This window comes from Roseburia hominis A2-183 (genome assembly GCF_000225345.1).
Classification (GTDB): Bacteria; Bacillota; Clostridia; order Lachnospirales; family Lachnospiraceae; genus Roseburia; species Roseburia hominis.
Genome location: NC_015977.1, coordinates 1,375,375 through 1,391,297, shown reverse-complemented (window position 1 = coordinate 1,391,297; position 15,923 = coordinate 1,375,375). Strand labels below are relative to the sequence as shown.

Sequence of the window (15,923 nt, the reverse complement as noted above, 5' to 3'; positions counted from 1 at the left end):
TCCTACTGTGATTCTACTATGATTGTACCCCCCCCCCCCCAATTTTTTTGTCAATATTATTTTCTGCCATATTTCTTGTCATCTGCCCACCATTTTTAGACATTATTTCCTAATTTCAAAAAATACCGCAGACAGGATTCCCCCGCCAGGCGCGGTCACTTGCGACACGTATCCTATAACGAAAAAACTGTCACCCTACCGAACCTGGTTCGATAGGATGACAGTTCTCTGTCATAAGAATATTCTTTTTACCACGCAAACTTCTGTGCAAAGTAAGCATCCAGTTCCTCGATCTTGATGCGCTCCTGCTCCATCGTATCACGGTCACGCACGGTCACCGCACCGTCGTTCTCAGACTCAAAATCGTATGTTACGCAGAACGGAGTCCCAATCTCATCCTGTCTTCTGTATCTCTTACCGATATTGCCTCTGTCGTCGAATTCACAGTTATATTTCTTGGAGAGCTGTGCGAAAATCTTCTCTGCGCCCTCGTTTAACTTCTTGGAAAGCGGAAGCACTCCGATCTTAACCGGAGCCAGTGCCGGATGGAAATGAAGCACAGTTCTCATATCCGGCTTCTCCTCGGTACCGATGTTCTCCTCATCGTAAGCCGCGCATAAGAACGCAAGCACCACGCGGTCTGCGCCGAGAGACGGCTCGATGACGTACGGCAGATAACGCTCGTTCTTCTCGTCGTCAAAGTAGGTAAGATCCTGACCGGACGTCTCCTGATGTCTGCCAAGGTCGTAGTCGGTACGGTCTGCGATACCCCAGAGTTCGCCCCAGCCGAACGGGAATAAGAACTCGATATCCGTTGTTCCCTTACTGTAAAATGCAAGTTCTGCCGGATCGTGATCGCGCAGACGCATCTCGTCTTCCTTGATGCCGAGGGAGATCAGCCAGTCACGGCAGAAACCTCTCCAGTACTGGAACCACTCCAGATCGGTTCCCGGCTCGCAGAAGAACTCCAGCTCCATCTGCTCGAACTCACGGGTACGGAACGTAAAGTTACCCGGTGTGATCTCGTTACGGAAAGACTTTCCGACCTGACCGATTCCAAACGGAATCTTCTTGCGGGATGTTCTCTGGACATTCTTGAAGTTTACAAAAATACCCTGTGCTGTCTCCGGTCTTAAATAAACCGTATTCTTCGCATCCTCGGTCACGCCCTGGAATGTCTTAAACATCAGGTTGAACTGCCGGATGTCTGTAAAATTGTGCTTGCCGCAGCTCGGGCACGGAACCTGGTTCTCCTCGATGAAATTCTTCATCTCCTCCTGGGTCCATCCGTCCACGGAGCTCTGTAAGGTGATGCCCTTCTCCTCCGCGTAGTCTTCGATAATCTTATCCGCCCGGAAACGCTCATGGCACTCTTTGCAGTCCATCAGCGGATCAGAGAAACCGCCGAGATGTCCGGAAGCCACCCATGTCTGCGGATTCATCAGGATCGCACAATCCACACCGACATTGTACGGATTCTCCTGGATAAACTTCTGCCACCACGCTCTCTTGACGTTATTCTTCAGCTCAACGCCCAGATTGCCGTAGTCCCATGTATTTGCAAGTCCGCCGTAAATCTCCGATCCCGGATATACGAAACCTCTTGATTTTGCCAGCGCCACGATTTTGTCCATTGATTTTTCCATTCTAAATTCCTCGCCTTTCTTAGGTTATATTGTGATATGTTTATTTGTAGACAATGAAAGTATATACGTCTGTCTCGAACGAACCGTCACCGGCCGCCGCCTCTGTCTGCTCGGTATCATCCGCATTCACCGGCTCCCCGGTCATCTCCATCTGTTCGGTTCCCGAAAGCTGCTCGGTCCCGACGCTCTCCTGTCCGGTCACATCCACGGATGCCGTCACGCTTCCCGTCTCAAGATAATATCCGTCACGGATCGACACACTGTCTTTTCCGGTCAGCTTCACATTCTGACAGGAGACATAGCAGATCTCACCGTCCACCTTCACATCCGTATTGGCACGGATGATGGCAACTTTCAAATCATCCTCAGAGTAAATATCCTGTTTTGTGGCAGCTCCCACAACCTTGCCTTCCTCCACGCGGGCGAACTCCCCGTCGTAGACGTATCCTGCCGCCAGGGAAGCAACGACTTTCCCCTGATAGAGTTCAATTCCATTAAATGCGGTATAATCCTCCGGTGTCTTGTACTTCATCTTAAGCTTCGCCACACCGTCTTCCACCTTAAGGCTCTCCACCTTGACTGCATTTTTACCATGCTCCGCGGTGTAATCTTCCACCTCTGCATCCACATAGGACTTCAGTTCCGTCTCATCGTAGTAGGACTGATCGAGCGTCTCCACATCCAGCGACGCTATCACGCCTTTCTTTCCCACGTACACGACACTTTCCTCTCCCTCCAGCGAGGTACCGCATCCGGAGAGAAGTCCCGCACACAACAGTACACTGCAGACCGTGCACACTAATCTCTTCATCACATAATCTCCATTCTTTCTGAAAAAGTATCGGTGATATTATACTATTTTAAAAACATGATTTCAACCTTTTCCGCATCCTCAAGTATCTTTAACGACTTGAAGGCGTGTCCCACGTACACGCCAAAATAACTGCGCAAAAGCCTGGTCAGTTCTTCCAGTACCTGCCCGCTCACGGAAAACGTATATAATTTTTCAATCCGCGCAGAGATCACGTACTGCATGGTATAGACGGTGGATTCATTCAATTCCACCGCATCCGGTGCCTCGTTGCGGCATTCTGCGCAGAGAACCCCGCCGCGCTTGACGGAAAACCAGGTCAGATGCTCCCTGCTGCCGCAGGAAAGACAGGAAAACACATTCGGAGCCTCACCGTTTACCGCCAGCGCTTTTAGTTCAAACACCGCGCGCACCAGCCGGTTGTCGTAGGCACTGCTCGCAAGGGCGCGCAGCGACTGGTACAAAAGCTTTAGCATCTCGCGCTCATCGTTATTTTCCTGACAATAATAATCCGCAAATTCCAGAAAATAAAACCCGTAATATGTAGCATCAAAATCCCCGGTCAGCTCACGGAAATAATTCTGAATCGTTGCCCTCGCAAGCGTGTAGGCGCTTCTTCCCTCAAACAGCTCGAACTCTCCGAAGCAAAACGGATTGGCAGCCGCGAGAAGCTGGCTGTTCGGACGCCTCGCTCCCCGCGCAAATGCTGTGATCTTCCCTCTTTCTTTTGTCAGCAGTGTAATCCGCTTGTCATATTCGCCAATCGGCATTACCTGTAAGACCATCCCGGTCACCACAATATTGTTTCCCATCCGGCTGCTCTTCCCCCGCCAAAATATTACTGCTCTCCTGCACATCCACTGCATTCCGGTAGCGCAGGTAATCAGTCACTCTTCCTGATACTAAAAAGTCTCTCCAGGCTTCCTCCATCGGCATATCCTCCGTTTCTTTGACGCTTCCCGCCTCTAAGATTAGGTTCTCCGATGGTTCCGCCATTATACCAGCAAAAAATTGGCAGTATCAGATATCGTCTTTATTGTACCCGAAGTTCTTCATCATCAGTTCGCTGTCGCGCCAGTCCTTGCGCACCTTCACCCACAGTTTTAAGTTCACCTGCGTATCCAAAAGCCGCTCCATCTCGTAGCGGGCATTCGATCCGATCTTTTTTAACATCGAACCGCCTTTTCCGATGATGATGCCCTTGTGGGAATCGCGCTCACAGACGATCGTTGCATCGATGTCGATGATGTTCTGCCCTCTCCGCTCCTTCATCCGGTCAATGTAGACCGCGATGCCGTGCGGGATCTCATCATCCAGAGCATGAAGCGCCTTCTCACGGATAATCTCCGCGACAATGGCGCGTTCCGGCTGGTCTGTAACCGTCTCCTCGTCATAGAACATCGGTCCATACGGCAGGTACTTGAAAATCACGTCCACAACCGTATCCAGATTCTGCTCCCGGAGCGCCGATGCCGGAACGATCTCTGCAAAATCAAACACCTTGCGGTAAGCATCGATATACTCCAGGATCTTTTCCCGCTCCACGGTATCCACCTTGTTGATAATTAAGATGACCGGCGTTTTCGTCTTCTTTAGCTGCTTTATGATATGCTGCTCGCCTGCCCCGATAAACGTGGACGGCTCCACCAGCCAAAGAATGACATCCACCTCCGAAAGCGTGTGCTCCGCCACATTCACCATATACTCTCCAAGCTTATTCTTCGCCTGATGAATGCCCGGCGTATCCAAAAACACAATCTGTCCGCGCTCCATATCCGTATACACGGTCTGGATGCGGTTTCTGGTCGTCTGCGGCTTGTTCGACGTGATAGCAATCTTCTGACCGATCAGATGATTCATCAGCGTCGATTTTCCCACATTCGGTCTTCCTATAATCGTCACAAATCCGGATTTAAAATTATCTTTCATCGTTCTCCTCGTTTCTGTACTGTTTTCCCCTCCCCGCATCAGGTCAGGCTCTCAAGTGTCTCAAACATCTGTTTTTCCGATGTCAGCACATCTTCATTGCCGATCACACACAGGCTGCCGTCTGAGAGCACCGACGCAATCAAAGGCTTCAATGCGCGGATGTCCGCCGGCTGTGCCCCGATAATCTGGCTCCGCTCCTTTGAAAGCGTCTCGTAGTCCAGCTCCTGCAGATAGGCTGTCATCGAACGCGCACCCTTCGCGCTCGGGTTCATCGGCGTGTCCATATCGCTGATCGTTCCGATGATATATCCTGTCATCTCGCGCTCATCGGCATCAAACTTCTCAAGGTACGCCGGGATGCCGTCATAAATCTCATTCGTTGCAGAGAGATTCGGATCCCGGTAGGACACAAAATACGTATCTCCGTTCCTCATATATCCGTTCATGCAGCCATAAGCGCCGCCCTTGACGCGGACATTGATCCACAGGTAATCGTATCCTAAAATTACTTTTAAGATGCGGAGCGCCCCGTGATAGGAAAAGCCGTGTGCGGCATAATTTCCAGCACGCGCCACATACTGCACCTGGGATGCGTCCATAAATCCCTCGTTCTTTTTTGCCAGCGGATAGGACGGCATAGAGCGATTCTTACCCGGCTGATCCGGCACATACAATACATTTTTCAATGCAGCCGACGCCTGCGTCACCGCCGGGATCTCCGACTCCTCGCAGGTTGCACTCACCAGCATACGCTCCGCTGTAAAAATGGTTTTCACAAGGGAGGACAGCTTCTCCATCAGCTGCTGCTTTTTCTCCTCAAAATGCTCCTCGTAGTCCGCGATCACGCGATAGCAGGCAATGCCCGCCGTCGCATCCTGGCAGTAGGCAGCCGTCGAAAAATACGACAGCGCTCTCGTATATGCCACGGAATGTCCGGAAGCGCTCAGTCCCGCCTGCAGTCTCGACTTCAACTGTGCCAGGATCTCGTAGATACGCTTCTCGTCCGTAAGATGCGAGGTCAGAAGAATCTCCTTCATCAGGCGCATTGCATCCGGCAATCTTGACGCGAGCACCTTCGTGCGCACCTCATAGTAAAGTCCGATTTCGCCCTGCTTTTTGACGTTCGGGTAGATGCCGATGCTGCTGCCGATTCCTCCGGTGTACATATTGATCTCATTGGCAAGCGCCGCGTAGGAATGATTGTCCGTATCCACATATCCCAGCACTGCCTTTAAGATACCGAGATAAGGCAGATCTTCCGGCAGAATATCGCACACATCAAACAGATAGGTCAGGTAATCGATACCATTCGTGTCCATCTCATGCGCAACGATGGAAACGCCCTCCGTCTCAATCTCACGGTTAAGAAGCGGCGCCGCCTCTTTTTTCAGATCCGCTCTCGTAAGGCGTGGAATCTTCTCTAAGTCTTCCTTCGGCGACGGCTCTTCCTGATACTGCTTTAAGTGCTTCGTGTCTGCGATCAGCTTCTTTCGCTCTTCCCTGGACAATCCCGCTTTGTATTCGGCCAGCTTCTTCTCCAGCGCGGCATCTCTCTTTGCGCCCAGCCCCTGCTCCGGCACCGTAATCACTACTGACGCATGCGGATTGTCCAGAAGATATGTCTTTACCAGTTCCTCATAATATCCGGTTCCGATCTGATCCTTCAAAAACTGATAGGTGTCCAGCGCTTCCAGATGCATAAACGGCTGCATATCATCGAACAGCCAGCTGTCCAGACACTGGATTCCGTAGAGCAGTCCCTTCGGAAACTGTCCGAAATCCGCCTCCCGGAAACGGAATTCCGAGCTGTTGATTCCGGCTAACAATGCGTTTTGATCAATTCCGTCTGCCACCTTTGCCTGCAGCGTCTCACGGATCACCTGCAAAAACTGCTCCTTCTGCTCCGGATTCGCATTTTTTGCTATCACGGAAAATACCGGCTGCAGCGTGCTGTTATCATAGCCGCCGCCGATGTCCATACCGATTCCCGCATCGATCAGCGCCTGCTTAAGCGGCGCTCCCGGCGCAGAAAGCAGTGCGTAGTCCAAAACGTCAAACGCCTGGTATAACTTTTTGTCCAGAACGGTTCCGACCACCACATTGTAAGACAGGTAGCTGTTGTCCGTAAGCGGCTCCCCCGATGCCACCGGATAAGGCTTTACGATCTCCACCGGCGCGGCGAACGGCTTCTGCATCCGGATTGCGGAATCCAGCTCGATCTGCTCGTATTTTCCGAGGTATTCCTCATCCATCCAGCGCAGCTTTTCTGCAACGTCCATATCCCCGTACAGATAGATATAGGAATTGCACGGATGATAATACTTTCTGTGGAAGTTCAGATACTGCTCATAGGTAAGCTCCGGAATATGCTCCGGGTCGCCGCCGGATTCGTTTGCGTAAGAGGTATCCGGGAACAGTGAATTTAAAATCAGGCGCTCCAACACATCATCCGGGGACGAGAAAGCGCCCTTCATCTCGTTGTACACCACACCGTTGATCGTTACCGGCGCATCTTCATCCTCCAGCTCGTAATGCCAGCCTTCCTGCTCAAAGATCTCTCTGTGCTTGTAGATGTTCGGATGAAATACCGCATCCATATAGACACTCATCAGGTTCTGAAAATCCGCATTGTTGCAGCTCGCCACCGGATAGATGGTCTTCTCCGGGTACGTGATCGCATTTAAAAATGTGTTGAGCGATCCCTTGACCAGTTCCACGAACGGATCCTTGACCGGATATTTGTCCGATCCGCAGAGCACTGTGTGCTCAATGATGTGCGGCACACCGGTCGAATCCTCCGGCGGTGTGCGGAAGCCGATGTAAAACACCTTGTTCTCATCGTCGTTGGAGATCACGGTGATTCTCGCCCCGCTCTTTTTATGGCGCAGAATATATCCCATCGAATGAATATCCTTTAACTCCTGCTCACCAAGCAGCTCATATGCTGTCAATTCTGAAAGCTTCATAAATCCATAATTCCTTTCCTGCCCGGTCATCCTGTATGTCCGGTATTTACACTGTGTTCTATTATAACAGCTTTTCCCATTCTGCAAAAGAGTAAACTATCTATAGATTTTGTCTGGAACACTCTGCGAACGGTGCCGGCAAAGTACCACATGAAAGTTTCTGAAATTGTCCCTGATTTGCTGGGCACCTGCCAGATTGTCCAAACGCAAAAAAGAGGCTGCCTGAATGCGGCAGCCTCCTCCCATGTCTTCACAGATATATTCTACTGATAAGAACTCCCTATGCGATGCGTGTCACATTCGCTGCCTGCGGTCCCTTTGCACCCTCAGTCACCTCGAACTCGACCTTCTCGCCGTCCTTTAACTCCTTGAATCCATCCATATTCAGTGCGGAAAAATGTACGAATACATCGTTGCCCTCTGCATCTGAAATGAAGCCATAGCCCTTCTTGGCATTAAACCACTTTACAGTACCCTGCTGCATAATTCTAAAAACCCTCCTCAATACAGTTCTGACATTACAGACTATTCCTGTCTGTATAAAACAACAAATTGAAATTAGCACATTTTACTTTTTTTGTCAATCTTTTTCTATCGTTATTGTTTAATTTGCACATCAATCTGCTGGTATGGGATAGAAATTCCCTTCGCATCCAGCGCATACTTGATATTTTCCGTCATGCGCCAGCGCGCCGGCCAGTAATCCTCGGTCTTAACCCAGACCCTGAGTCCGATGTCCACCGAAGATGCCGCCAGGTTGTCCACATATACCACAGGCTTCTCCTCCGGGATTCTGGCTTCCTCCTTCTCCGCCACCGCATAGATCACATCTTTGGCAGTGCGGATATCCGCTTCATAGGCGATGCCCACCACGAGATCCACACGACGTCTGTCCTTGTTGGTCACGTTGGTAAGACTGCTGTTGGAAAGTGTACCGTTCGGTATCACAATCAGCTTGTTGTCCACGGTAAGAAGTTTGGTATAAAAAATGGAAATCTCCGTGACCGTCCCCTCATTATTGTGGGAATGTTCAATGATGTAATCCCCGACCTTGAACGGCTTTAACAGCAAAATCAGCACGCCGCCCGCAAAATTCGACAGGCTTCCCTGCAACGCCAGACCGACCGCCACACCCGCCGATCCAAGCACCGCCACCGCTGATGTCGTCGCAATTCCAAACAATCCCATAATGATAAAAATCAGCACTACATACAGCGAATACTTGATCACCGGTATCATGAACTGCTTGACGCCCTCATCGGTTCCCGCCCGGTCCATCGAGCGCCGCACCAGCTTTGTGATCCACTTGATGATCCTGCCTCCGATCACATACACAAGCAGTGCGATCAGAATCTGGAATGCGAAGTTTAACAGATCCGGCACCAGCCCTTCCAGCCATGTACGGATAATCCCCGGATTCTTTGCTACCTCCTCAATTCCCTCCTGTGCATGGTTCAATGCCTCCACGGTCTCCGTGGTCGACGGGAATGCATCTGTCTGTGCCGCCAGATACCTTCCCTGTTCCAAAAGTGCCGCTATCCCGTTCACTCTCTCGTCCTCCATCCAACTTTATAATCCTTCTTAAATTTCATGAATAAACAGACCGCTCCTTAGCTTCGGCTCGAACCAGGTCGATTTCGGCGGCATCAAAAGTCCCGCATCCGCCACTGCGAACAGCTCCGCAATGGACGTCGGATACATTGCAAACGCCACCGCGCAGTCCTGCTCACAGCGCCGCACCAGTTCGTCCATGCCCCGGATTCCACCGACGAAATCAATGCGTCCGTCCGTCTTCGGATCTCTGATGCCGAGCACCGGTTCAAGAAGCTTATTCTGCAGTATGGAAACATCCAGATCTGCAACCGGATCTTCCGGCGTGCGGTCCTCCTGCCGGATATGGCAGGAAAACCAGTGTCCTTCCATATACATGCAAAAGGTTCCCCGCTCCTTAGGTCTGGTATCCTCTGCCCCGGTAATCTCCTCAACGTCAAACCGCTTCTCAACTTCACGGTACAATCCCTTAAAAGAATACCCGTTCAGATCGCGGATCACACGGTTGTAATCCATAATCATGAGTTCATCATCCGGAAACAATACCGAGAGAAAATAGTTAAACTCCTCCTCCCCGGTATAACCCGGATGTTCCTTCCGGCGCTTCTGCCCTACTTTTACCGCGGACGCTGCCCGGTGGTGTCCGTCTGCAATGTAGATGCTGTCAACGCCCGCAAACGCTTCGTGAATTGCGGCAATATCCGCATCCTCGCGGATGACAAACACCCGGTGTCTCACGCCGTCCTCCGATGTGAAATCATATTCCGGCTCTCCCTGCTTCGTCTTTTCCACGATACGCCGGATCCCGTCATTCGCGCGGTACGCCAGAAAGATCGGTCCGGTCTGTGCGTTACAGACATCCACATGGCGGATGCGGTCGACCTCCTTCTCCGCGCGGGTATTCTCGTGCTTTTTGATGATGCCGTTCTCATAATCATCGATGGACGCGCAGGCTGCCACTCCCGTCTGCACTCTTCCGTTCATGGTGAGTTCGTAGAGGTAATAACACTTTTTATCCTCCGTCAGAAACGTGCCGTCCTCCACCCATTGCCAGAGCGTGTCATGTGCACGCTCATACACCTTGTCATCATACATATCCACTGACAGCGGGAACTGTGTCTCCGCGCGGTCGATGCTAAGGAAAGACTGCGGATGCCGCTCCACTTCCTTCGTAGCTTCCTCTCTGTTATAAACATCATAAGGGAGGGCAGCAATCTCTGCTGCCTTCCCTCTCTGTGGTCTGATGCTTACAAATGGTCTGATTTCTGCCATTGTTCTCACACCTCGTTATTTTACTTTCCGTACTTTTAGTACTCCATCCGTCTGCTCCAGCTTTGCGAGCACATCCTCCGGCACGTTCGTATCCACATCGATCAGCGCATATGCATAGTCGCCCCTGGACTTGTTCGCCATGCCATCGATATTGATTCCGGCATTGCCGAGAATTGTCGTAAAATGGCTTAACATACCACTCTCGTTCTTGTGCAGAATACCGATTCTTCCTGCCGTCATGCAAGCGCCCATGCTGCAGTCCGGGAAATTGACGGAATGTACGATATTGCCGTTCTCAAGGTAATCGCGGATCTCGCGCACTGCCATGAGCGCACAGTTGTCCTCAGACTCTGCCGTGGATGCACCCAGATGTGGTGTCACGATGCAGCCCTTTGCGCCGACTGTCGTGGTGTTCGGGAAATCGGAGACATATTTTTTGATCTTGCCCGCTGCAAGTGCGTCCACCATCGCCTCCTCATCCACGAGAAGATCTCTCGCAAAGTTGAGCACGATCGCCGTCGGCTTCATCATTGCAATCGCATCCGCGCCAATCATCTTTCTGGTGGAATCCAAAAGCGGCACATGAATCGTGATATAGTCGCACTCGCGGTAAATGTCCTCCACGTTGCTGATGTGCTTCACGCTCCGGGAAAGGCTCCACGCTGCACTGACGGAAATATACGGATCGTAGCCGTACACTTCCATTCCCATGTGGGTCGCCGCATTGGCAACCAGAACACCGATTGCACCAAGTCCGATAACACCTAACTTCTTGCCGGAAATCTCGGTTCCTGCAAAATTTTTCTTCTGCTTTTCAGCAGTTTTGGCGATATTCTCGTCGTTCTGATTCGCCAGACACCAGTCGATGCCGCCCACGATATCACGGGACGCGTAGAGCATTCCCGCAAACACCAGCTCCTTGACACCGTTTGCATTGGCGCCCGGGGTGTTGAATACGACAATTCCCTTCTCCGCGCATTTATCCAGAGGAATGTTGTTCACGCCGGCACCGGCTCTCGCCACTGCCGCAAGTCCCTCCGGGAGTTCCAGGTCATGCATTGCGGCGCTTCTCACAAGCACTGCCTCCGCATCCTTTATGTCTTCCACCTTCTGATAATCATCCGAAAACAGATCCAGACCGACCGCTGCGATCGGATTTAAGCAATGATACTTATGCATTTGCATTCTCCTCCTCGAACTTTTTCATAAACGCAACCAGCTTCTCCACGCCCTCTTTCGGCATTGCATTGTAGATGGAAGCGCGCATACCGCCCACGGTGCGGTGGCCTTTTAAATTCACAAAGCCTGCGGCTGTCGCTTCTTTTACAAACTTCGCATCCAGCTCTTCGTTGCCGGTCACAAACGGCACATTCATGAGGGAGCGGTCCTCCGGAACAACGGTTCCGTGGAACAGTTTGCTCTGATCCAGAAAATCATAAAGGATCTTCGCCTTTTCCTCATTGCGCTCCTTCATCACGGAAAGACCGCCCATCTTCTTTAACCACTTGAATACCTTGCCGCAGATATAGATGCCGTAGCACGGCGGTGTGTTGTATAAAGAATCCGCATCGGCGTGTGTCTTGTATTTTAACATGGTTGGTGTTCCCGGAAGGGTATCTTCCGTGATCAGATCCTCGCGGATGATGACAATGACAACCCCCGCCGGTCCTACGTTCTTCTGCACGCCGCCGTAGATCACACCGTATTTTGTCACATCCACCGGCTCGGACAAAAAGCAGGAGGATACGTCCGCTACCAGCGTGTGTCCCTTGGTATTCGGAAGCTTCTTGTATTTTGTTCCGTAGATCGTATTATTCTCGCAGATGTACACATAATCCAGATCTTCCGGGATATCCAGGTCAGAACAATCCGGAATATAAGAAAACGTCTTATCCTCGGAGGATGCAAGCTTTACTGCCTCGCCGTAAATCTGTGCTTCCTGATAAGCTTTCTTCGCCCACTGGCCTGTGACGATATAGCCTGCCTTGCGGTTCTTCATCAGGTTCATCGGGATCATGGCGAACTGCTGGGATGCCCCACCCTGTAAAAACAGGACTTTGTAATTGTCCGGAATGTTCATCAGATCTCTCAGATCCTGCTCTGCCTCTTTGATGATGTTGTCATACACCTTGGAGCGGTGGCTCATCTCCATCACAGACATTCCGCTTCCTCTGTAATCCAGCATCTCATCTGCTGCTTCTTTTAAGACCTCTTCCGGCAGCACTGCCGGACCTGCTGAAAAATTGTACACTCTGCTCATTTTCTAATTCCTTTCCTTTCTCTTTTATTACGGCAGTTCCCTACGCTGCCGCCTCCATGCCCCCTGTAACAAAACATATACGCATGTTATGACTGCGCTGCGGCTAAATCCTCCCCGGTAAATGCCGTACTGATGTCCGCACCCGGAGCAACCATCGGCCATACCTTGTCATCGCAGCCGATCACACAATCGATCACTACCGGCGTCTTTGCAGCAAGCGCTGCTTTTAACGCCTCATTAAATGTCTCGCGGGTTGTGGCGCGGTACCCTGTCGCCCCCATCGCCTCCGCAAGCTTCACATAGTCGACGCCGTCATCTAAAACCGTCGCTGAATAGCGTTTTTCGTAAAACAGATCCTGCCACTGCCGCACCATGCCGAGCACATGATTGTTCACAATCACTTCGATCAACGGCAGCTTCTGCCGGACTGCGGTAGCAATCTCGTTCATATTCATGCGGAAACATCCGTCCCCCGCGATATTGATCACCTGTTTTCCCGGATTTGCAACCTGTGCACCGATCGCAGCGCCCAGTCCGTATCCCATGGTGCCAAGTCCGCCAGATGATAAAAACGTGCGCGGATTTTTATATTTATAATACTGTGCAGCCCACATCTGGTGCTGTCCTACTTCTGTCACAATGATGGCGTCGCCGTCTGTCTGGCGGTAGATCTCCTCCACCAGATAAGGTCCGGTCAGTCCCGGCTCCTGGTATGTGAGCGGATATTTTACTTTATAGTCCAGAATATGCGCTATCCACGCTTCATGCCCCAGCTGCGGCAGTTCCGCGTTGATCCGCTTTAAAATTTCTTTCAGGTCTCCGATCACAGCCGCATCGACACGGATATTTTTATTGATCTCCGCTGCATCCACATCAAACTGTAAGATCTTCGCCTGCTTTGCAAACTTCTTGGCATTGCCAAGCACACGGTCGGAAAAGCGCACGCCGACGGCGATCAGCAGATCGCACTCGCTCACGCCGAGGTTGGACGTCTTGGTTCCGTGCATGCCGAGCATCCCCGTGTAGAGATCGTTCGTCCCGTCAAAGGCTCCCTTTCCCATCAGGGAATCGCACACCGGTGCGTCCACTTTATGTACAAATTCTTTTAATTCCGCGCTCGCCCCAGAGATCACAGCACCACCGCCCACAAATATGTACGGTTTTTCCGCCGCTTTTATCATCGCAAGCGCCTTCGCAAGATCCTCTTCTCGTATCGTGTCCGTCACACGCGCGATCGGCTCTGCCTTGCAGAATTCATACTCCGTCTTTGCCGCCGTAATATCCTTCGGGATATCGACGAGCACCGGGCCCGGACGCCCCTTCTGTGCGATCCGGAATGCTCTGCGGATCGTGTCCGCAAGCTTTGTGACATCCTTTACGATAAAATTGTGCTTTGTGATCGGCGTCGTGATGCCTGCAATATCGATCTCCTGAAAACTGTCTTTGCCGAGAAGCGGCACATTGACGTTGCATGTGATCGCTACAATCGGCACGGAATCCATGTATGCCGTGGCAATTCCCGTCACAAGATTCGTCGCTCCCGGTCCGGACGTTGCGAAACAGACACCTACTTTTCCGGTGCTTCTCGCATAACCGTCCGCCGCGTGGGAAGCTCCCTGCTCATGCGAGGTTAAAATATGCCGAATCTCCTGATGCTTATATAATTCATCGTATACATTCAGTATGGCTCCACCCGGATATCCGAATACGGTGTCCACACCCTGTTCTTTCAGACATTCGATGACAATCTGTGCTCCTGTCAGCTCCATGTCGTATACCTTCCTTTTCTATCCTACTGTTCTTCCGGGAGCGCCAGTATTGCTCCGCGGTTGCCCGAGGTCACGAGCGATGCGTACCGCTTTAAGTATCCGGTCGTCACCTTCGGCTCTCTCGGCTGCCATTTCGCCTTTCTGGCGGAAAGTTCCTCGTCCGGTACGGCGAGTTCCAGCTTTAACTCCGGAATATTGATCCTGATAAGATCTCCCTCTTCCACCAGTGCAATCGGTCCCCCGACCGCTGCTTCCGGCGATACATGGCCGATCGACGCGCCGCGGCTTGCACCGGAAAAACGTCCGTCTGTAATCAGCGCCACCGAAGATCCAAGACCCATTCCCGCGATCGCGGAAGTCGGGTTTAACATCTCGCGCATTCCCGGTCCGCCCTTCGGTCCTTCATAGCGGATTACAACGACATCGCCGGCAACAATCTTACCGCCCTTGATCGCTGCGATCGCATCCTCCTCACAGTCGAAGACTCTCGCCGGTCCCTCGTGCACCATCATCTCATCGCAGACCGCCGAGCGCTTGACCACGCTACCATCCGGCGCAAGATTGCCTTTTAATACGGCAAGTCCGCCGGTCTTGCTGTACGGGTGATCCACCGGACGGATCACTTCCGGATTCTTATTCACTGCATCCGCAATATTCTCCCCGACGGTCTTTCCGGTCACGGTCATGCACTCCGTGTGCAGCAGTCCGATGTCCGCCAGTTCTTTCATTACCGCATAGACGCCGCCCGCCTCGTTGAGATCTTCCATATAAGTCGGTCCTGCCGGTGCCAGGTGGCACAGGTTCGGTGTCTTCTCGCTGATCGGATTGGCAAATGCAATATCAAAATCAAATCCCACCTCATGGGCGATTGCCGGAAGATGGAGCATGCTGTTCGTCGAACAGCCGAGCGCCATATCCACGGTCAGCGCATTTAAGATGGCTTCCTTCGTCATAATATCACGCGGGCGGATATTTTTGCGGTACATTTCCATCACCGCCATACCCGCATGCTTGGCGAGCTTGATGCGCTCCGAATAGACTGCCGGGATCGTGCCGTTTCCGCGAAGTCCCATTCCCAGCGCCTCGGTGAGACAGTTCATGGAGTTCGCCGTGTACATTCCGGAACAGGAGCCGCAGGTCGGACAAACCTTCTCCTCGTATTCCTTGACTTCCTCCTCCGTCATCGTGCCGGCCGCATAGGAACCTACCGCCTCAAACATGGAAGAGAGACTGCGCTTTTTGCCCTGTACATGTCCGGCAAGCATCGGTCCGCCTGACGCGAACACTGTGGGTACATTGATGCGCGCTGCCGCCATCAAAAGTCCCGGGACATTCTTATCGCAGTTCGGAACCATGACAAGCGCGTCAAACTGATGTGCAAGCGCCATACATTCCGTGGAATCGGCAATCAGATCACGCGTTACCAGCGAATACTTCATGCCGATGTGTCCCATCGCAATTCCGTCGCAGACCGCGATCGCCGGGAATACCACCGGCACGCCGCCTGCCTCCGCAACGCCAAGCTTTACCGCGTTGACAATCTTATCCAGATTCATATGACCGGGAACAATCTCGTTGTAGGAGCTCACAATGCCGACCATCGGCTTGTTCATCTCCTCCTCGGTAAATCCCAACGCGTTAAACAAACTTCTGTGAGGTGCCTGCTGCATCCCCTTTTTTACATTATCACTCTTCATCTATCTTAACTCCGTTTCTGTC

General features: G+C 51.8%; 13 protein-coding genes. All 13 read right to left on the bottom strand.

Translation table 11 applies throughout. The features are described 5' to 3' along the window. Window positions 1–248 precede the first annotated feature (248 nt). Window positions 249–1,646, bottom strand: coding sequence for a glycine--tRNA ligase (locus tag RHOM_RS06155; RefSeq protein WP_014079421.1), 1,398 nt, complete (start codon window positions 1,644–1,646; stop codon window positions 249–251). A gap of 40 nt (window positions 1,647–1,686) precedes the next feature. Next, window positions 1,687–2,457: a hypothetical protein gene (locus RHOM_RS06150; protein WP_014079420.1), complete on the bottom strand. Its 771-nt coding sequence runs from the start codon at window positions 2,455–2,457 to the stop codon at window positions 1,687–1,689. A 44-nt stretch (window positions 2,458–2,501) separates the two neighbouring features. Continuing rightward, a complete protein-coding gene (gene recO / locus RHOM_RS06145; protein ID WP_014079419.1) occupies window positions 2,502–3,269 on the bottom strand; it encodes a DNA repair protein RecO in 768 nt (255 codons plus the stop codon). Then, a complete protein-coding gene (locus tag RHOM_RS17355; protein WP_014079418.1) occupies window positions 3,208–3,453 on the bottom strand; it encodes a hypothetical protein in 246 nt (81 codons plus the stop codon). Before RHOM_RS17355 ends, recO begins: the two co-directional genes overlap by 62 nt. 24 nt (window positions 3,454–3,477) lie before the next feature. Further along, window positions 3,478–4,386: a GTPase Era gene (era, locus tag RHOM_RS06140; RefSeq protein ID WP_014079417.1), complete on the bottom strand. Its 909-nt coding sequence runs from the start codon at window positions 4,384–4,386 to the stop codon at window positions 3,478–3,480. A 38-nt stretch (window positions 4,387–4,424) separates the two neighbouring features. Next, on the bottom strand, window positions 4,425–7,352 hold the full coding sequence (locus RHOM_RS06135; protein WP_014079416.1) for an insulinase family protein: 2,928 nt from the start codon (window positions 7,350–7,352) through the stop codon (window positions 4,425–4,427). A gap of 280 nt (window positions 7,353–7,632) precedes the next feature. After that, window positions 7,633–7,836 (bottom strand): cold shock domain-containing protein, encoded by a 204-nt coding sequence (locus tag RHOM_RS06130; RefSeq protein WP_014079415.1) that lies wholly within the window; start codon window positions 7,834–7,836, stop codon window positions 7,633–7,635. A gap of 113 nt (window positions 7,837–7,949) precedes the next feature. Further along, entirely contained in the window at window positions 7,950–8,915 is a 966-nt protein-coding gene (locus tag RHOM_RS06125) for a mechanosensitive ion channel family protein (protein ID WP_014079414.1), read from the bottom strand. Window positions 8,916–8,933: 18 nt separating this feature from the next. Further along, entirely contained in the window at window positions 8,934–10,175 is a 1,242-nt protein-coding gene (locus RHOM_RS06120; RefSeq protein WP_014079413.1) for a DUF1015 domain-containing protein, read from the bottom strand. Between the two features lie 15 nt (window positions 10,176–10,190). After that, the gene (locus RHOM_RS06115) at window positions 10,191–11,354 is read right to left on the bottom strand and encodes a phosphoglycerate dehydrogenase (protein ID WP_014079412.1); all 1,164 of its coding nucleotides are present in this window, start codon (window positions 11,352–11,354) and stop codon (window positions 10,191–10,193) included. Further along, entirely contained in the window at window positions 11,347–12,435 is a 1,089-nt protein-coding gene (serC, locus tag RHOM_RS06110) for a 3-phosphoserine/phosphohydroxythreonine transaminase (protein WP_014079411.1), read from the bottom strand. Before serC ends, RHOM_RS06115 begins: the two co-directional genes overlap by 8 nt. An 86-nt stretch (window positions 12,436–12,521) precedes the next feature. After that, entirely contained in the window at window positions 12,522–14,204 is a 1,683-nt protein-coding gene (ilvB, locus tag RHOM_RS06105; protein WP_014079410.1) for a biosynthetic-type acetolactate synthase large subunit, read from the bottom strand. A gap of 23 nt (window positions 14,205–14,227) precedes the next feature. Further along, window positions 14,228–15,901, bottom strand: coding sequence for a dihydroxy-acid dehydratase (gene ilvD, locus RHOM_RS06100; RefSeq protein WP_014079409.1), 1,674 nt, complete (start codon window positions 15,899–15,901; stop codon window positions 14,228–14,230). Window positions 15,902–15,923: the final 22 nt, after the last annotated feature.